Source organism: Pseudomonas sp. Sample_22 (assembly GCF_004307635.1).
Taxonomy (GTDB): domain Bacteria; phylum Pseudomonadota; class Gammaproteobacteria; order Pseudomonadales; family Pseudomonadaceae; genus Aquipseudomonas.
In genome coordinates, this window is sequence record NZ_RCNY01000049.1 from 95,141 (window position 1) to 111,106 (window position 15,966).

The following is a 15,966-nucleotide window of genomic DNA, read 5'->3' on the forward strand; positions in this document are numbered from 1 at the left end:
CACCCATGATCTGCCGTGAAACATGGCTGTGCGCGCGAGGATGGAAGGGCGGATGGCGTTTTATCATAGGTGCTACAGATGTTTAAAAAAGTGAACACAGCCCTGCTGGGGTTGGCTCTGTCGTTGGGGATGACGACGGCTCAGGCCGAAGAAGCCAAGAAAGTCGATGTGCTGCTGATTGGCGGCGGCATCATGAGCGCGACCCTGGGTGTGTGGCTCAATGAGCTGGAACCTGGCATGTCGATGGAAATGGTCGAGCGCCTCGACGGTGTCGCCCAGGAAAGCTCCAACGGCTGGAACAACGCCGGTACCGGCCACTCCGCCCTGGCTGAGCTGAACTACACCCCGGAAGACGACAAGGGCAACGTGTCGATTCCCAAGGCCGTTGAAATCAACGAAGCCTTCCAGATTTCCCGTCAGTTCTGGGCCTGGCAGGTTCAGCAAGGCGTGTTGAAGAATCCGCGTTCGTTCATCAACTCCACGCCGCACATGAGTTTCGTGTGGGGCGATGACAACATCAAGTTCCTGAAAAAGCGCTACGAAGCCCTGCAAGCGAGCCCGCTGTTCGCCGGCATGCAGTACTCCGAAGACCCGGCTGTGATCAAGAAGTGGGTCCCGCTGATGATGGAAGGGCGTGACCCGAACCAGAAAGTCGCGGCCACCTGGAGCCCGATCGGCACCGACGTGAACTTCGGCGAAATCACCCGTCAGTTCGTTGCGCACCTGCAAACCACGCCAAAATTCGACTTGAAGCTGTCCAGCGAAGTGCAGGACATCACCAAGAACGACGACGGCACCTGGCGTGTCAGCTACAAAAACCTGAAAGACGGTACTAAAACCGAAACCGACGCCAAGTTCGTGTTCATCGGTGCCGGCGGCGGTGCCCTGCATCTGCTGCAAAAGTCCGGCATTCCTGAAGCCAAGGAATACGCAGGTTTCCCGGTGGGCGGCTCGTTCCTCGTGACCGAAAACCCGACCCTCGCCGAGCAACACCTGGCCAAGGCCTACGGTAAAGCTTCCGTTGGCGCACCGCCGATGTCGGTTCCGCACCTGGACACCCGTGTGCTGGACGGCAAGCGCGTGATCCTGTTTGGCCCATTCGCGACCTTCAGCACCAAGTTCCTCAAAGAAGGTTCCTACCTGGACCTGCTGACCACCACCACCACGCACAACGTGTGGCCGATGACCAAGGTCGGCATCAAGGAATACCCGCTGGTCGAGTACCTTGCAGGTCAACTGATGCTGTCGGACGAAGACCGCCTCAACGCCCTGAAAGAATACTTCCCGAATGCCAAGGCCGAAGATTGGCGCCTGTGGCAAGCGGGCCAGCGCGTGCAGATCATCAAGCGTGACGAAGCCGCCGGTGGTGTGCTGAAACTGGGCACCGAAATCGTCGCTTCGCAAGACGGCACCATCGCCGGCCTGCTGGGCGCTTCCCCAGGTGCTTCGACCGCCGCACCGATCATGCTGAGCGTGCTGCAGAAGGTCTTCAAGGACAAGGTCGCCACCCCGGCCTGGCAGGAAAAACTGCACCAGATCGTGCCGAGCTATGGCACACAACTGAACGCCAGCCCTGAAAAGGTTGCGCAGGAGTGGGCCTACACCGCCAAGGTGTTGGAACTGACCCCGCCGCCGGCGATTGGCCAGGTGGCTACTCCGGCTCCGGCAGAAGCACCGAAAGCACCGAAGGAAAATGCTGCGGCTGATATGGCTTTGTGATCCAGTTGTTCTGCCGTTGAGGTGGGATGCCTGATTTAGCTGATCCGCAGTAAAGAAAACCCGCTGAACCGGTAACGGTCAGCGGGTTTTTTGTGAGCTGTCGGTTGTAGGAGCGAGCCTGCTCGCAATGCACCTGAGAGCGCCCGTGTTTCTTCAGGAAGCACGCGTTATCGTTGACGCCCATCGCGAGCAGGCTCGCTCCTACAGGGAGTTGTATCTGATCCGTATTATTTTATGTTTTCTGCATCTGTAATGAGTGCAGTTTGCGCCTCACTATAGTGACCCGTTCCGCGACTCGGGCGCGGTGCACCGCAACTTCAATATGCAGGAGGCCTTTATGGGCAAAATGGCGATTTTCCTCGGTGGATTTTTGGTTGTGACGATTCTGATTGGCGTGCTCGCGACCATTTCGCCGGTGTGAACGACTGTTCAGTTCTTTTGCGCAATCTGGATCAGATTGCCGCACGTATCATCGAACACCGCGGTCGTCACCGGCCCCATCGCTGTTGGTGGCTGAGTGAAGTGCACGCCAGCAGCGAGCAGCCGTTGGTACTCGGCGTGAACGTCGTCGACGCCGAATGAGGTGTAGGGAATCCCGTCCTGTTTGATCGCCGATTTGAACGGTTTCGCTGCCGGATGGGCATCGGGCTCCAGCAGCAATTCGACGCCGTCTGGATCGCCGGTCGAGGTGAGCGTCAGCCAGCGGAACTGGCCCATCGGGATGTCATGCTTGAGTTCAAAACCGAGTACGTCCCGGTAGAAGGCCAGTGCCTTGTCCTGGTCGTCGACCATCACGCTGGTGACTACGATTTTCATGAGTTTTTCCTCCTGGATGAAGCGCAGTATTCTGAAAACAGCGTAGCGGGTGGCGGTGCCGGTGTTTACGATGGGCGACCACAGGGATCGAGGTTAAAACATGACATTGACGAACGAAGCATTGGTCAGGATCGCCATGACCAATCCCCTGAACGCTGAAATCAGCAGGCGCCTGCCCGCACTGGGTCTGAACCAGTGCATGCTGACTGCCGGATGTTTGTTCCAGGCGGTGTGGAATCGTCAATCGCAACAGTCGACGGCTTGGGGGGTGAAGGATTACGACGTGTTCTACTTCGATGATGATTTGTCATGGGAGGCTGAGAACGATGTCATCCAAGCCGCCCAACGCTTGTTCCACGACCTTGATGCCAACATCGAAATCAAGAATCAGGCCCGCGTTCATCTCTGGTACGGCCAGCGATTTGGTGGGGCCTATCCTCAGCTTGAATCAGCCAAGGACGGGATTGATCGGTACCTGATTACGGGTACCTGCATCGGTCTGGATGTCGTCACCGGCGAAGTCTACGCGCCCAATGGGCTGGCCGACACCGAGTCAGGACTGCTGCGTATCAATCCCAAGAATCCCAAAATCGAACTGTTCGAACAGAAGGCCAAAAGTTACCAGGCGCGCTGGCCCTGGCTGAGGATCATCGAGCCGCAGCCTTCATGAATGCTGGTGGTGGTTACTTCGATGCCGCTGCCTGCTTGATATCCCCACAAAAAATATCAACGTTGCCATCGGTCGCAGCCGTGCGCACGAGTATGTGATGCTCACTGGTCAGCAGTTCAGGTAATGCCACCGGTACGCTTCTGGAAAAGGTCCAGCCGCGTATGGGTTGGCGCTCGGTGTTGACCCGGTCGTTCATGGCGTAGGCGACCGGGCCGGGCTGCTGGCAGCTGCCTTTGTTGATAAAACTGTAGAGGCGCAAGGGCAGGGTGGATCCCATTGGAGCGCCGCTGATGAAGAAGCTCAGTCCGGTCTGTTTGCCCCAATCGGACAACGTGACATTGCCGATCTGACCGGCATTCTGTCGGGTCGCATCAAGGTTCACGAAGAAGCCATGGTTTGAGGATGAGGTGCAGCCGTAGACACCGAGGGTGATCGTCAGCGCCGCCAGTGAATGTCTGAGTTTCATTGCTGCACTCCTTTGTTGAACATGAGCGGATGTCGCTGATTGATCACTCTGCGGCTCACAGCGGCGCTGCGCTATCGGCCGTGCGCGGCGTCGGCGAGTTGCCCGGTGTCGACCCGGACGAAAACCGAGTCGCCCACCGCTGTCAGCACGTCCCCGGCGAATACCTCGCAGATGACTCGGGTTTTGCGTCCGACTTCGCCTTCAACGGTCGCCCGCAACGTCAGCGGCACGCCCATGGGTGTCGGCTTGATGAATTTGATGCCCAGGTTGCCGGTGACGCAATTGATCCGCGGCAGGCTCGCGACTTCGCGGTTTTCCTGACGGTAATGAAAGGCCATCGCCGTCCAGTTCGAGTGGCAGTCCACCAGCATCGCGATCAAGCCGCCGTAGACCAGGTCCGGCCAGCCGCAGTATTTGGTTTCGGGTACATGCTCGGCAACGACATGTTTGCCGTCCTCATGCCAGTAACTCTTGATGTGCAGTCCGTGTGGGTTGCTGCCACCGCAGCCGTAACAAACGCCGTCGGGTGCAGCGGTGTCTTGCAGGGAAGTCTCTGGGTTGGACATGTCTTGATTATCCGAAAAATGTGAATCCAGTGTTCAAGGGTGAATGTATCCGCTCCTAAGGCGGCGTTAAATGCGTGCCAACGCCTGTGCGAGATCCGCGCGCAAGTCTTCGACGTCCTCGACCCCCACCGACAGCCGCACCAGCGCATCACCGATGCCCAGTTGCGCGCGGGTTTCCACGGGGATGGTGGCGTGGGTCATGATCGCCGGGTGTTCGATCAGGCTTTCAACGCCGCCCAGGCTTTCAGCGAGGGCGAAGATCTGCACGTTTTCGAGGAAGCGTCTGGAGCCGGCGAGGTCAGTATTGAGGTCGACGGAAATCATCCCGCCGAAGCCGCGCATTTGCTGGCGCGCCAGTTCGTGCTGCGGGTGTGAGGGCAGGCCTGGGTAGTACACGCGCGCCACTTGCGGTTGTTGCTCCAGCCATTGCGCCAGTTCCAGCGCGTTGCTGCAGTGGCGCTCCATGCGCAGCGCCAGGGTCTTGACCCCGCGCAAGGTGAGAAAGGCATCGAACGGCCCGGCAATGGCGCCCACGGCGTTTTGCAGGAAACCCAGGCGCTCCGCCAGTTCGGCGTTCTGGCCGACCACAGCGATGCCGCCGATCACATCCGAGTGACCGTTCAAATACTTGGTGGTCGAGTGCAGCACGATATCGAAACCCAGCTCCAGTGGCCGTTGGATCCACGGACTGGCAAAGGTGTTGTCGGCCACGCAGATGATGTCGCGAGCGCGGCAGATGCGGGCGATGGCGGCCAGGTCCGAGAGGCGCAGCAGCGGATTGCTCGGCGTCTCGACCATGACCATGCGCGTGTCTTCCTGTAACGCCGCCTCGAACGCCGACAGGTCGGTCAGGTCGACAAAACTGAATCGATGCCCGGCGCTGCGTTGGCGCACTTTGTCGAACAGGCGGAAAGTCCCACCGTACAAGTCGTTGCCAGAAACGATGTGCGAGCCTGCATCGAGCAGTTCCAGCACCGTGGAAATGGTCGCCAGGCCGGAAGCGAAGGCGAACGCCCGGGAGCCGCCCTCCAGATCAGCCACGCAGCGTTCCAGTGCCCAGCGTGTCGGGTTGTGCGAGCGCCCGTAGTCGAGGCCCTTGTGTACGCCCGGACTTTGCTGCAGGTAAGTGGAGTTGGCATAGATTGGCGGCATCAACGCCCCGGTGGACGGGTCCGGCTCTTGCCCGGCGTGAATCACTCGGGTGGCAAAACCATGGGCGGCGCCCGTTTTATCGTGCTGACTCATGCAAGGGATCTCCGTAGATGATTGAGCAAGTCGACCCGGGTGATCAGGCCGTGGAAGCCTGAGGTATCGGCGATGATCGCCACCAGTCCGCGGTCGAGTTCTTCCTGCAGTTCAGCGAGGCTGGCGGCGGGTGGCAGGGTTTGCAGTTTGTCGGTCATGGCGTCGGCGACAGTCAGGCGGAAGTGCGAAGCGTCCTGATGTACCCGCAGCAAAATGTCGGATTCATCGATCACCCCAACCAGACGCTGACCATCGATCAGCACCGGCAGTTGCGAGACGTCCGCCAGGCGCATGCGCTGGAACGCGGTGAGCAATGTGTCGTCGGGACCGACGCTGATCACCCGGCCGTCCTCGAAGCGCCGCGCAATCAGGTCGCGCAGGTCGCCGTAGCGTTTGCTTTGCAGCAAGCCCTGGTCGCTCATCCATTGGTCGTTGTAGACCTTCGACAGATAGCGAGTGCCGGTGTCGCAGACAAAGCTGACCACGCGTTTCGGTACGGTCTGTTCGCGGCAATAGCGCAACGCCGCTGCCAACAGGGTGCCGGTCGAAGAGCCACCGAGGATGCCTTCGGCGCGCAATAACTGGCGAGCGTGATCGAAGCTTTCTTCATCGCTGATCGAGTAGGCGTGGCGCACGCTGGAGAGGTCGGCAATCGACGGGATAAAGTCCTCGCCGATGCCTTCCACTGCCCAGGAGCCCGGGGTGCCGATGGCACCGCTGCGGCTGTATTCGGCCATCACTGAGCCGACCGGGTCCGCCAGCACCATCTCCAGCTCCGGCTGTACGCGCTTGAAGAAACGGGTCAAGCCGGTCAGTGTGCCGGCCGAACCGACACCGACGACAATGGCATCGACATCGTGCTGGGTCTGCGCCCAGATCTCCGGCGCGGTGCTGCACTCGTGGGCCAGCGGGTTGGCCGGATTGTTGAATTGATCGGCAAAAAAGGCGTCGGGAATCTCACTCGCCAAGCGTCCGGCAACGTCCTGGTAATACTCCGGATGACCCTTGCCGACATCGGATCGGGTGATGTGCACTTCGGCGCCCATGGCCTTGAGGTGCAGGACTTTCTCGGTGGACATCTTGTCCGGCACCACCAGCACCACCCGGTAACCTTTGGCGCGGCCGACCAGCGCCAGGCCCAGGCCGGTATTGCCAGCGGTGGCTTCGACGATCGTGCCACCGGGTCGCAGGCGACCGTCGCGCTCGGCGGCGTCGATCATGGCCAGACCGATGCGGTCCTTGATGGAGCCGCCGGGGTTTTGTGATTCGAGCTTGAGAAACAGGGTGCAGGGGCCGGTATCGAAACGGCTGACACGCACCAGTGGCGTGTTGCCGATCAGTTCAAGTACCGCGGGGCGGGAGTTATCAGGCATGTGGTCACCTCACTGCGCATATGCGCACAGGATGAACAAAAGGGGCGGCCAGTCATGGCGCCGGTTGTCGATATTGTTGTGTCTGGACCATAGGCCGGGATCGGCTCATTCGCAACCGCTCCCGGTCAGTCGGTCGCGTTGCCGGGCGACACAATGGCGATGATTTCAGAGCGGATTTGGCAGAGCCTGCCAAGGCTGCCAGTGACCCCGACGTTGGGGAAATACCCTGAATCCGGTGACCTGTTTGGGGGGCTGCATTTGACTGGCTGTACGAGGGAGATAGATGCAGGAGAAAGTGGAAAAACAAAGATTCAGAGCGTGAGAATAATCATCACCAGATTAACTTCCTGCATCAGTTGCGTAATGCTCACAAGCCCCGTGGCTTGCATCGCCGCCATGAGCATTGCCGGTTGTGGTGTCAGTGAGAGTGTGGCCAGCAGTTGAATATCCGGCGCAACTTTCTCGATAAGGCCAATGGCCGCGAACGTTGCGCCGGTCACCCAGACGGCCACCGCGGCTGCGGCTACAGTGGCGATGATGATCACGGCAGCGACCAAGGCAGTGATGAGCACTGCCATCATTGCTTGTCCTGCCATGACCACCTCCGCCGATTGATGAGTGCTTGAAGCTGCCACAGCAAGGGGCGGGCCAAATCCCCGCCCTGGTTGCTGCGCTAACTGTCACTGGGTTATCGGTGCCGAGACAGTCACAGTCACCGTCGCCGGTGCCGACAGGGCGTTCCTGGTATCGCTGGCCTGATAAGTAAAGCTTGCCGTGAACGGCGCGGCGATTGTGGCCGGTGGCGTGTAGACCACACGTGCGCCATCAGTGCTGACCGTGCCCTTGCCGACACCCGGTTGCGTCAGGCCTGTCACTTTGAGCGGTACGTTACCGTCAGGGTCGTTGTCGTTGGCCAGGACATTTATCGTCAGCGGTCTGCCGTCGCTGCTGACAGCGCTGTCGGGATAGGCGAGCGGTTTTTTGTTTTCGACTTCGCCTGTGCGAAAGGTCGGCAGCGCCGCAGAGTTCACGTAGGTAACGCCGTCCCAGCCGGGCAGGGGTGTTGGCATCAACTGGAATTGGCCAGGCTTCTCGACGTCCCAGCGCAGCAGCATCGAAGTGTCCTCGTGCTGGGTGTTGTGGCAGTGCTCCATGTAGGTTCCGGCGAACTCGCGGAAGCGGACAGCTATTTCCACGTCCACTGAACTGTCGATGCCTTCGCCGATGCGATAGACGTCTTTGCGCGCGCCTTTTTCCCATTCAGGCGGGGCCTTGCCGTCGCGGTTGAGAACGATGCCTTCTTCGAAGTGCACGTGCACCGGGTGGGTCCAGCCGTTGCCGCCGTTCTTGATCTTCCACACTTCCAGCGTGCCGTCGCCGCTGTAGCCAGCGTCGGTTGGGCCGTTGGCCAGTTGCGGGGCGGCGTTGATGCGCCGTGAGTCATGCTGGTAGCCAAAACTACCGTCGGTCTTGATCGTCCAGGGTTCCTGGTCGGTGCCGTCGGAGCGGCCGAAGATGAACTCGCGATGCCGGGCCGCCTTGAGTTTGGTTTGGACGGTCGGGTCGTCGCGGTTAAGGGTCAGTGGGATCATGACCTTGCCAGCGGCTTTGCCGGGTTTGGCCGGTTCATAATCAGCCGGGTTCATACTCACGTCCGTGCCGCTGTAAGGCTGGACCACCAGTTGCAGAAACTTGCCCACCACCGGATCGCCGTTGTCCCATTCCAGCCCTTTGCTACCCAGCTTCAGCACCGCCTTGTACTTGCCGGACAGCACGTCGGCCAGGCTGAGCGGATCCATCTCCGGACCTTTGCCGGTCTGATGCGCCATCAGGTTGACGAAGTACAGTTTGTCGCCGGTCTTGATGCCGTTTTTCGCGAAGTTGACGATGATGTCGTAACGCTCAGCAATGCCTTGGGCGGGGAGGATGGCGTTGTGGTCCTGCAGGTCTCCGTCGGCATCCAGGTCCATGCTGCCGTCGAACGGCACGGCGTGTTCCATGATGTTACCGTCGTTGCCGATCAGGTGGAACGGCACCCGGGCGAAGGACACTCCGGAACCTGCCGGCCCCGGGAACTCACCGCCGGTGCCGGCGATTTCGCGGACCAGCGCGATGCGGAAATAGCGCGATACCGAGCCGTTGAGAATGCGGAAGCGGTAGCTGCGCGCGCGGACTTTCAGGCGCGGCTGATACTGCCAGTTGACCAGGATCTGATCGCCAAGAAAGCCGTCGGTGTTGAACGGGTTGAACCACAGCTGACCGTTCTTATCCCAGGCCTTGTCGGCCACCATCAGGTTGACGTCATAGTCGCGGTTGCCCCAGGGCAATGCCGAACCGCTGGGCAAGCGCAGGTTGACGCCGTCTTCGATCGCCTCATTGCCACGATCCAGGGCGCTGTAATAATTCATCATCACCGCGTTGCCCTTGTAGACGTTCTGCGCGGTGAAATCGAGCATGTGGTCGTGGAACCAGTGGGTGCTCATGGTTTCGCGCCAGTCGCCACGGATCTTGATGGTGCCGTTGTTGCAGGTCTTGAGGCCCGGGCTGGCATCGTTGACGAACAGGGTTTCGCCCGGCGCGCAGGGGAACGCCGCGCGTGGGTCTTCGGCCTTGGTGTTGATGGTATCGTAGCCGGCCAGTTGCAGTGGCCAGCGATAGTCGTAGTACTGCCCCGGAAAGAAAAACGCGTTGGTATAGCCGTCGCTTTCGGCCGGGGAGTGGCCGTTGTGTTCGTGGGTGCTGAGGGTGTGCAGGCCAAAACCCATGTTGGCCGCCGGATCAATGGGCAGGGCGTTGTAGTGACGCATCAGCACCGGTTGGCCATGCCGCGCCATCAGCAGTTTTACCGGGAAGGTGCCGTCGAAGGTCCACAGCGCTTTGTGGTTCTGGATCGGCATGTTGGGGTGAAAGCGGGTGTCGATGCCTTTGGTGGTGCCGACAATGTTGGGGTTGTCCGAGGTCTGGTAATAGAGCCCACCAGGTCCGAACTCACCGACGGCATAGTTGTGCATCTGCCTGCGGTCGCGCATGCCGCCGTTGACTCTGGCGCCCGCTTGCACGGTTTTGAAAGCGACCTGCGGGTAGAACTCGTTCCAACGCTGATGGGACCAGCCTTTTCCCGGCGGACGACCTTCAGCCGGCGAACCGATCGGATGGCGGTTGAGGAAAGCTTCAACCTGCGACTTCCACGGATTGCGATCCAGCACGTTGGAGTATTGCGACGGAAACGGATAGAGCCCGGGCTGGCGCATGAACGCTTCCAGTGCTGACCACGACGGGCCGCTGCGAGCGATGCTGTTCGGGTCCTGTTGTGGCGCTGGACCAGCGAGAGGCACGGGGAAGGTCAGCGGTGGCGCGGGCAGGGTCGGGTCGAGTTTTTCCGTGCCGAACTCCTCCAACAGCAGCAATTGCTGGGTGAAGGGTTGCGCCCCGAACAATGGGCTGGGTTTGCCGTTGGTGGGGATTTTGAACGAGGTTTGCAGGCTCGGCGGCAGCACGTTTTCAGTGCGCGGAGTGTTGCGGTCCCCGTACGCGCCGTTCGGCAGGGCCAGCGCGCCCTGATTGGTCTCGGGCATGGTTTTCAAGGCTTCCAGCGCTGCCGCAGGGTCGGCAGGCGGATTGGAATACGCCGAGGGGTCCGTCGGTGGCGGCTGACTGAAGTCGTCGAGCGGCACGGCATGGGCAGTGTTGAGGGTCAGAAGCACCGCACAGGACAGGCTTGACCTGCGCAGCAAGTGGATGGAATTGAATGGTGGTGTCAGGCTTTTCATTGTTCACCCCTCGCGTAATGCCCCGCCGTCTCCACGTTCGGGACGACAGCTGATGCGGGTACACAGGGTGGAGCAACAAATGAGCCATTACCGCAGGGCGAAAAGAAAGTTCAATTTTGTTGACTGTTGTGATGAGTGATGTAAGTGACAGGGTCAGAGGGTGGGTGATATTCCTCAAGTTTGGTGGTGATTCCCCAACTTATTGGGTGTAGATCCCCACTTGTGCGAATGGTAATTGTCTTGTTTTGGACAGTGTTTGGATCCAAGAAAGTCAGCGGTTGCGAGAGAATAATACCTATTTGCAGGGGGTTATATGCGGTTAAGGGAAAGTTTTTCAACAGAAGGGAATGTCAAAAATGACTGGTCAGCAAAGCCGGTCGGTTTTCAATTGGCTCGACCGGCTCTCAGCTGAACGTTAGTTGGTGACCAGCAGTTCCGGACCAAGGTAGTCGTTGATTTGATTGATGTCGTCGTCACCCAGACTGCCTACCGAAGAAGCCAGGCGCAGACGCGACATCAGGTAGCGCAACTTCGCTTCGAACAGATCGTGGCGTGCAACGTACAGCAACTCTTCGGCGTTGAGGACGTCCGAGTTGGTGTTGGTACCGCCTTCCTTGAAGCCTTTGCGTGTCGACATCAGTGAGCGTTCGTTGGACTCCACGGCCCGCTCCAGCGCTTGAATGCGCTTGGCGCCGCTGTGTATGCCGGCAAACTCGCGGGTGGTTCCGGAGATCACTTCCTGTCGCGTGGCGTCGAGTTCATCCAGGGCCTTGAAACTGTTTGCGCTGGCCTGGCGTGTCAGGGCGCTGGTGCCGCCGCCGTTGTACAGCGGGAAATTGACTTCCAGCCCGATGGAGCCGTAGCGGTTGCGTTGATTGAGCTCGGAGATTGATTGGCTGTCGCCTGCGGTGTAGCCGGCCACAAAATCCAGTGTCGGCCAGTGACCAGCCCGGGCACGCTTCACTTCTTCTTCGGCGAGGTTGCTGCTGTGCCTGCGCGCATGGATCAGCGGGCTATCGGTCTGGGCCTTGATCAACCAGTCTTGAAGGTTGCTCGGCAGCAGCGGTGGCGTTTCGAAGCCGGGACGCAACGTGGTCAGCGATTCAGGGGTTTCTCCGATGAACTCCTCAAGCTTGCGACGCGCATTGATCAGCTTGTCCTGCGCTTCGATCAGCTCGGCTTCGGCCAGGTCGCGGCGAGCGATCGACTCGTCGATGTCAGTGATGGTGCCGGCCCCCAGCTCCATACGCCGTTTCGCAGAGGCGAGTTGCTCATCGAAGGCGTTCAATTTGGACTTGGCGAGCACGATGGTTTCGCTGGCCAGGAGCACGTCGAAGTAGCTTTCGGCCAGGCGTACTGCCGCGTCCTGGCTCTTGGCATCGAACACCGCGACGCTGTAGTCGGCGCGTTGCTGACCCTGGCGGTACTCGGCCATTTTCTGTTTGTTGAACAGCGGTTGGCGCAACCGCACGTTGGCGCCCTTGGAGTCGTAGTCCAGATCCCGTTCGACACCGCTCTGGCGCTGGGTGCCGTTGACCTTGTTGTCGTAGGCCGAGGCACTGATCTGCGGTAGCAGGCCGGCCTGGCCGATGGCGCGGTTTTCCAGGCCGGCCTCTTTTTCATGCACCGCGGCGCGGTAGACGGGGCCTTGGTATTGCAGCAGATCCCAGGCTTGTTTGAGGTCCATGGCGCTGGCCGGGAGTGACAATCCCAGCAGGCAGAAAATCAGGCAATGACGGTCCATTTCATTGTTCCTTGAAGGCGCTGTCGACACGTTCGAGCATCGGTTTGAGAAGATAGCTCATCAAGTTGCGCTCGCCAGTCTTGATCGTGACGCTGGCGGGCATGCCCGGGCGAATGTGATTGCTGCCCAGCAGGCTCATGCCATCGGGCGTGACTTCTACCTGAGCCAGATAGAACGGTTGCTTGCTTTCCTCGTCGAGCAGGCGGTCGGCGGAAACGGTCTTTACTCGGCCAGGAATATTGGGCGTCTGGGCATGGTTGAAAGCCGGAAACGCGATGTCCACGTCCAGGCCGGGAACCATTTTGTCGATGGCCTGGACGGGAATCATCGCGTCGACTTGCAGGGGTTCGTTGCCCGGAACGATTTCCATGATCTTGAAGCCCGGCTGAATGATCCCGCCGATGGTTGCGATGCTCAGTGACTGCACCATGCCATCGATGGGCGAGCGAATGACCGTGTGACTCACCTCGTAGTCCAGCGCCCGCAAGCGGTCGGCCAGGGTGGTGTTTTCCTTGGCGGTGTCGGTGAGCTGCGATTCGACTTCCTTCTGGTAATCATGCTGGCGCTGCAAGATGCGCAGTTTGATTTCGGTGGTCTGACTGCGTATGCGAGCGATGTTGTTCAGGTTTTCCGCCTGGCCTGCGGAGAGGTCGGCGTTGCTGCGTTCCAGTTCGAGCAGGCGGTTGCGCGGCACATAGCCTTCGGCTGCCAGCACGCGGGTGCCTTGCAGTTCCTGGTTGAGGAAGTTGATCTGCGAGGCGCGGGCGCCATAGACCTGCTGCAGACCCTTGAGCTGCACTGCCGATGCCGCGAGGTTTTCCTGGAGGATGCTGATTTCGCCAGCGAGGCCGGCGCGCCGTGTATCCAGCAAGCGCTGTTGCAAATTCATGGCGGCGACCAGACGGGGGTCATTGCCGAATCGCTTGAGCAATTCGGGATCGAAGGTCACCACGTCGCGCCCGTCCCGTTCCGCTTCCAGGCGGTTTTCGACGGTCTTGCTGACGATGTACTGGGCGCTTACGGCACCCTGTTCGGCAACGGCGCGCAGTGAGTCGAGGCGGACGACTTCCTGGCCTTGTTTCACGGCATCGCCTTCGCGAACAAAAATGGCTTCCACCGTGCCACCGCTCAGATGTTGTACGGCTTTACGGTTGCTGGTGACTTTTACCGTGCCTGTCGCAACCACGCCGGCATCCAACGGCGCCAGCCAGGACCACAGGAGGAAACCGCCGAAGCCGGCCAGCACCAGCCACATGCCCCGGCGCAGGGGTTTGCCGACGTCCAGATCGACCTCGTTTCTGGGGTCGGCGTGAATCAGGTCCGTGTGTGGGCTCATCTGCATGATCGGGTCACTCCCGTGCTTTAACGGAGGCCAGCGGAGTCGATGCGCCTGCAGGCATCACACTGGCCTTGCGCAGCGCTGCGAATACTTCGTCCCGTGTGCCCAGCATCTGCACGCCGCCATCGCGCAGCATCAGCACCTTATCGACGGCGCAGAGTACGTTCGGGCGGTGGGAAATCAGAATGACGGTGGCACCGCGCTTCTTGAGCTGGCCCAGGGCATCGACCAGAGCCTTTTCGCCGACGTCGTCGAGGTTGGCGTTCGGCTCGTCCAGCACAATCAGATTGGGCTCTCCGTACAGCGCGCGGGCCAGGGCGATGCGCTGTTTCTGGCCGCCGGAAAGGGGGCTGCCATCGGTACCCAGGCGGGTCTCATAACCCTGCGCAAAACGCAGGATCATCTCGTGCACCCCTGTCGTCCTCGCGGCCTGGATGACCGCGTCGCTGTCCACTTCACCAAAGCGCGCAATGTTTTCGGCGATGGTGCCTTCGAACAGTTCCACGTCCTGTGGCAGGTAGCCGAGCCAGGGTCCGAGTTCGCCTTTGTTCCAGGTGAATATGTCCGCGCCGTCAAGGCGCACTTTGCCGGCCTGTGTCGGCCAGACGCCGACCAGCAAGCGGGCGAGGGTGGATTTTCCCGAGGCGGATGGGCCGATAACCCCGAGGCTTTCGCCCGGCGAAAGGTTAAAACTTACCCCGCGCAAAATCGTGTTGCTGGTACCGGGTGAGCCTGCATACACATTCTCCACCCCGAGCATGCCCAGCGGACGCTGCAGCGGCATGCTGGGTGGTCGGCGCGGAAAGTCTTCCAGCATCTCGTTGAGCCGGCTCCAGGCCGAGCGGCAACCGAGCAGTTGTTTCCATGACGCGATGACTTGTTCCACCGGGGCCAGTGCGCGGCCGGTGAGGATCGAGCAGGCAATCATCATCCCGGGGGTAATCTTGCCTTCGATGGCCAGCAACGCACCTGCGCCGAGGATCAGTGACTGCAAGGTGATGCGCACGAAGCGCCCGATGCTGCTGATCAGCGCGGCGCGATCGGAGGCCAGGGTCTGCATTTCCAGGATGCGCAAATGGCTTTGGTACCAGCGTTTGCCAATCGACGGCAGCATGCCCATGGCCTCGATGACTTCAGCGTTACGCAGGTTGTTGTTGGCGTAGCAGGCGGAAGAGAGGGCGGCATGATTGGCTTCGGCCAGGGGTTTCTGCGTGGCCTTTTCGGTGAGATAGGCCAGGCCCACCAGAATCAGTGAACCGATCAGGGTGACCAGTCCAAGCAGTGGGTGGATCAGGTAGGCAACCAGCAAATAGATCGGCGTCCACGGTGCATCGAAGAAAGCGAACAGGGCATTGCCGGTGATGAACTGTCGAACCTGTGAGAGATCTTGCAGGGCCTGGGCTGGATTGCCTCCGGCGCGATTCAGATTACGCTCGAATGCGGCGGTGAAAACGCGTCGGTTGAGGTCCATGTCCAGGCAGTTGCCGACCCGGATCAGCACTCGGGTGCGGACCAGTTCCAGCGTGGACATCAGCAGGAACAGCCCGATCACCAGTAACGTCAACATCGTCAAAGTGGTGACGTTTCGACTGACCAGTGCCCGATCATAGACCTGGAGCATGTACACGGCTGGCGTCAACATCATGACGTTTATCACGCCACTGAACGCGGCCAGCGAATAAAAACTGCGGCGCAGGCGAAAAATCGCGGCGGCAAGTTCGGAGCGGACGTTCGACTGCTTTTGCATGTTGATAATCCCTCTCCGAAATCCGGTTTGCGATGAGGCAAGGCAGCTTGTGCAAGTGTTGTGCCGGCCCCTAGATGTAGGGGCATGGTCGGCTCATCGACGCAAGTTGTAGCGCTCTCGAAAAAGTTCAAAAAATATTTTCCTTCTGCCTGGAGCGTAGGTGGCGTTTGTTTCTCTAGCGATACAGTTTTAAATAACATTTCGCTCTACAGATAATCTTGAATTTCTATATATCCTTTAAGAACAATTAGTTGAGTACCCAAAAAATGGGTGATCTTTTTTTGTGCCGAAATATTGACAGCTAGTTGCTATGGAACTTTAGTCATGGTTGGGGAGACGCCCTCCTGAAGCCTGCCATCGCTTTGGCAACGCAGGCCACGGTGTTTCTTGAAGGAGCACAGCATGTCGAGCATCTCGTTCTACCTCGCAGTCACGGAGCTACTCCGGAAGTTCGCTTCGACTTCCAGATTCCATGGGCCACCAACGGCTCGGAATCGCTCTGGCTGATTAC

The 15,966-nt window shown here is 59.8% G+C and carries 12 protein-coding genes; 2 read left to right on the top strand and 10 right to left on the bottom strand.

Annotated elements, in window-relative coordinates; translation table 11 throughout:
- Window positions 1–78 precede the first annotated feature (78 nt).
- Complete coding sequence (gene mqo, locus D8U73_RS12970) at window positions 79–1,719, top strand: malate dehydrogenase (quinone) (RefSeq protein WP_130904690.1); 1,641 nt, start codon at window positions 79–81, stop codon at window positions 1,717–1,719.
- Between the two features lie 429 nt (window positions 1,720–2,148).
- Here the strand turns inward: mqo and D8U73_RS12975 are convergent, their stop codons facing one another.
- Window positions 2,149–2,535 carry a VOC family protein gene (locus D8U73_RS12975; RefSeq protein ID WP_056853374.1) on the bottom strand — a complete coding sequence of 129 codons (387 nt, stop codon included), beginning with the start codon at window positions 2,533–2,535 and terminating at the stop codon, window positions 2,149–2,151.
- 100 nt (window positions 2,536–2,635) lie between these two features.
- Here D8U73_RS12975 and D8U73_RS12980 point away from each other — a divergent pair, with 100 nt between their 5' ends.
- A complete protein-coding gene (locus D8U73_RS12980; RefSeq protein WP_130904691.1) occupies window positions 2,636–3,205 on the top strand; it encodes a nucleotidyltransferase family protein in 570 nt (189 codons plus the stop codon).
- 13 nt (window positions 3,206–3,218) lie between these two features.
- Here D8U73_RS12980 and D8U73_RS12985 read toward each other — a convergent pair whose 3' ends face one another.
- The 9 genes from D8U73_RS12985 to D8U73_RS13025 all read right to left on the bottom strand — a co-directional run bounded on the left by D8U73_RS12985 (window position 3,219) and on the right by D8U73_RS13025 (window position 15,455).
- A complete protein-coding gene (locus D8U73_RS12985; RefSeq protein WP_130904692.1) occupies window positions 3,219–3,671 on the bottom strand; it encodes a hypothetical protein in 453 nt (150 codons plus the stop codon).
- Between the two features lie 71 nt (window positions 3,672–3,742).
- Window positions 3,743–4,237: a hypothetical protein gene (locus tag D8U73_RS12990; RefSeq protein WP_056853377.1), complete on the bottom strand. Its 495-nt coding sequence runs from the start codon at window positions 4,235–4,237 to the stop codon at window positions 3,743–3,745.
- 66 nt (window positions 4,238–4,303) lie between these two features.
- Window positions 4,304–5,482, bottom strand: a complete 1,179-nt coding sequence (locus D8U73_RS12995) for a PLP-dependent aspartate aminotransferase family protein (RefSeq protein WP_130904693.1) — start codon at window positions 5,480–5,482, stop codon at window positions 4,304–4,306.
- Complete coding sequence (locus D8U73_RS13000) at window positions 5,479–6,855, bottom strand: pyridoxal-phosphate dependent enzyme (protein ID WP_130904694.1); 1,377 nt, start codon at window positions 6,853–6,855, stop codon at window positions 5,479–5,481. The genes D8U73_RS12995 and D8U73_RS13000 overlap by 4 nt, the downstream gene beginning before the upstream one ends.
- Before the next feature lie 311 nt (window positions 6,856–7,166).
- Window positions 7,167–7,451: a hypothetical protein gene (locus tag D8U73_RS13005; RefSeq protein ID WP_130904695.1), complete on the bottom strand. Its 285-nt coding sequence runs from the start codon at window positions 7,449–7,451 to the stop codon at window positions 7,167–7,169.
- A gap of 84 nt (window positions 7,452–7,535) precedes the next feature.
- The gene (locus D8U73_RS13010; protein WP_241668514.1) at window positions 7,536–10,625 is read right to left on the bottom strand and encodes a multicopper oxidase domain-containing protein; all 3,090 of its coding nucleotides are present in this window, start codon (window positions 10,623–10,625) and stop codon (window positions 7,536–7,538) included.
- Window positions 10,626–11,040: 415 nt separating this feature from the next.
- Window positions 11,041–12,369: a TolC family outer membrane protein gene (locus D8U73_RS13015; RefSeq protein WP_056853381.1), complete on the bottom strand. Its 1,329-nt coding sequence runs from the start codon at window positions 12,367–12,369 to the stop codon at window positions 11,041–11,043.
- 1 nt (window position 12,370) lies between these two features.
- Entirely contained in the window at window positions 12,371–13,711 is a 1,341-nt protein-coding gene (locus D8U73_RS13020; protein ID WP_130904696.1) for an HlyD family type I secretion periplasmic adaptor subunit, read from the bottom strand.
- Between the two features lie 7 nt (window positions 13,712–13,718).
- The gene (locus D8U73_RS13025) at window positions 13,719–15,455 is read right to left on the bottom strand and encodes a type I secretion system permease/ATPase (protein WP_056853383.1); all 1,737 of its coding nucleotides are present in this window, start codon (window positions 15,453–15,455) and stop codon (window positions 13,719–13,721) included.
- Between the last annotated feature and the right edge of the window lie 511 nt (window positions 15,456–15,966).

Excerpts from the sequence above, each read along its gene's own strand:
- D8U73_RS13010 (WP_241668514.1), bottom strand. The coding sequence starts at position 10,625 with ATGAAAAGCCTGACACCACCATTCAATTCCATCCACTTGCTGCGCAGG.
- D8U73_RS12985 (WP_130904692.1), bottom strand. The coding sequence starts at position 3,671 with ATGAAACTCAGACATTCACTGGCGGCGCTGACGATCACCCTCGGTGTC.
- D8U73_RS12975 (WP_056853374.1), bottom strand. The coding sequence starts at position 2,535 with ATGAAAATCGTAGTCACCAGCGTGATGGTCGACGACCAGGACAAGGCA.
- D8U73_RS12980 (WP_130904691.1), top strand. The coding sequence starts at position 2,636 with ATGACATTGACGAACGAAGCATTGGTCAGGATCGCCATGACCAATCCC.
- D8U73_RS13025 (WP_056853383.1), bottom strand. The coding sequence starts at position 15,455 with ATGCAAAAGCAGTCGAACGTCCGCTCCGAACTTGCCGCCGCGATTTTT.
- D8U73_RS13005 (WP_130904695.1), bottom strand. The coding sequence starts at position 7,451 with ATGGCAGGACAAGCAATGATGGCAGTGCTCATCACTGCCTTGGTCGCT.
- D8U73_RS13000 (WP_130904694.1), bottom strand. The coding sequence starts at position 6,855 with ATGCCTGATAACTCCCGCCCCGCGGTACTTGAACTGATCGGCAACACG.
- D8U73_RS12995 (WP_130904693.1), bottom strand. The coding sequence starts at position 5,482 with ATGAGTCAGCACGATAAAACGGGCGCCGCCCATGGTTTTGCCACCCGA.
- D8U73_RS13015 (WP_056853381.1), bottom strand. The coding sequence starts at position 12,369 with ATGGACCGTCATTGCCTGATTTTCTGCCTGCTGGGATTGTCACTCCCG.
- mqo (WP_130904690.1), top strand. The coding sequence starts at position 79 with ATGTTTAAAAAAGTGAACACAGCCCTGCTGGGGTTGGCTCTGTCGTTG.
- D8U73_RS13020 (WP_130904696.1), bottom strand. The coding sequence starts at position 13,711 with ATGCAGATGAGCCCACACACGGACCTGATTCACGCCGACCCCAGAAAC.
- D8U73_RS12990 (WP_056853377.1), bottom strand. The coding sequence starts at position 4,237 with ATGTCCAACCCAGAGACTTCCCTGCAAGACACCGCTGCACCCGACGGC.